A 1914-nucleotide genomic window follows, 5' to 3' on the forward strand; every position below is an offset into this window, starting at 1 on the left:
AGCGAAGACTAGGAGAGGTTGATCCCAAGGTGCACGACGATCTCATCGCCCGGGCCAAGGCCTGGCTCGCCGAGGACCCCGACACGGAGACCCGTGATGAACTCGCCGAGCTGATCGACGCCGGTGACATCACGGAACTGCCGGCCCGCTTCAGCGGCACGCTGCAGTTCGGCACCGCCGGCCTGCGAGGCGAACTCGGCGCCGGCCCGATGCGCATGAACCGCAGCGTCGTCATCCGCGCCGCAGCCGGCCTCGCCGCGTACCTGAAGAAGCAGGAGCCCTCCCAGAGGGAGGGGGGAGCCGGACTGGTCGTGATCGGCTACGACGCCCGCCACAAGTCCGCCGACTTCGCCCGCGACACCGCCGCCGTGATGACCGGCGCCGGCCTGCGCGCCGCCGTACTCCCCCGCCCCCTGCCCACCCCCGTGCTCGCCTTCGCCATACGGCACCTCGGCGCGGTCGCGGGCGTAGAGGTCACCGCCAGCCACAACCCGCCCCGGGACAACGGCTACAAGGTGTACCTCGGCGACGGCTCCCAGATCGTGCCGCCCGCCGACGCGGAGATCGCCGCCGAGATCGACGCGATCGCCTCCCTGCACGACGTACCCCGCCCGGACGCCGGCTGGGAGACCCTGGACGACACGGTCCTGGACGCCTACCTGGCCCGCACGGACGCGGTCCTCGCCCCCGGCTCCCCCCGCACCGCCCGCACGGTCTACACGGCGATGCACGGCGTCGGCAAGGACGTCCTCCTCGCCGCCTTCGCCCGCGCCGGCTTCCCCGAGCCGGTGCTGGTCGCCGAACAGGCCGACCCGGACCCGGACTTCCCGACCGTCGCCTTCCCCAACCCGGAGGAACCGGGCGCGATGGACCTGTCGTTCGCGCAGGCCCGCACGGCAGACCCGGACCTGATCATCGCCAACGACCCCGACGCCGACCGCTGCGCGGTGGCCGTCAAGGACGGTGCCGACTGGCGGATGCTGCGCGGCGACGAGGTCGGCGCACTGCTCGCCGCCCACCTGGTCCGCCGCGGCGCGACCGGTGTGTTCGCGGAGTCGATCGTCTCGTCCTCCCTGCTCGGCCGGATCGCCGAGAAGGCGGGTCTGCCGCACGAGGAGACGCTGACCGGCTTCAAGTGGATCGCCCGCGTGGAGGGCCTGCGCTACGGCTACGAGGAGGCCCTCGGCTACTGCGTGGACCCGGAGGGCGTACGCGACAAGGACGGCATCACGGCCGCGCTGCTCATCACCGAGCTGGCCTCCGTGCTCAAGGAGGAGGGCCGTACCCTCCTGGACCTCCTCGACGACCTCGCCGTGGAGCACGGCCTGCACGCCACCGACCAGCTCTCGGTCCGCGTCCAGGACCTGTCCGTCATCGCGGACGCGATGCGCCGCCTGCGCGAGCAGCCGCCGACCGAGCTGGCGGGCCTGGCCATCACCAAGGCCGAGGATCTCACTCGGGGCACGGACAAGCTGCCGCCCACGGACGGCCTGCGCTACACGCTCGACGGCGCCCGGGTGATCGTCCGCCCGAGCGGCACCGAGCCGAAGCTGAAGTGCTACCTGGAGGTCGTCGTACCGGTCGCCACGCACGCCGATCTGCCGGCCGCCCACGCGAACGCGGCACAGCTGCTGACCGCCCTGAAGCGAGACCTGTCGACGGCCGCGGGCCTCTGACCCGCACGCACGTCAAAGGGGTGCCCCTGAGAGGGGCACCCCTTCTCTCGCCGTGTACGCCCGACGCGACCGTCGGCTCGCTCAGCCCGTCGCCAGGAGAATCGCGAGGAGGACCGCGCCCGCCGCCGCGGGTGCGATCACCTCGTACGCCCAGCGCACGGTGACCTCGCCCTGCGCAGACTCCTCCGTACCGCGCCGTTCCAGCATGTCCCGCAGTTCGTCCATGACCTGGTCGGTG

The 1914-nt window shown here is 72.5% G+C and carries 1 protein-coding gene and 1 pseudogene; one reads left to right on the top strand and one right to left on the bottom strand.

Annotated features, from left to right (window positions below):
* The first annotated feature begins 29 nt into the window (after nt 1-29).
* A complete protein-coding gene (locus M878_RS64710; RefSeq protein ID WP_023547164.1) occupies nt 30-1676 on the top strand; it encodes a phospho-sugar mutase in 1647 nt (548 codons plus the stop codon).
* A gap of 81 nt (nt 1677-1757) precedes the next feature.
* Here the strand turns inward: M878_RS64710 and M878_RS99875 are convergent.
* A pseudogene (locus M878_RS99875) lies at nt 1758-1914 on the bottom strand (PH domain-containing protein); the annotation flags it as partial.

Origin of the sequence: Streptomyces roseochromogenus subsp. oscitans DS 12.976 (genome assembly GCF_000497445.1) — a bacterium.
GTDB classification, from domain to species: domain Bacteria; phylum Actinomycetota; class Actinomycetes; order Streptomycetales; family Streptomycetaceae; genus Streptomyces; species Streptomyces oscitans.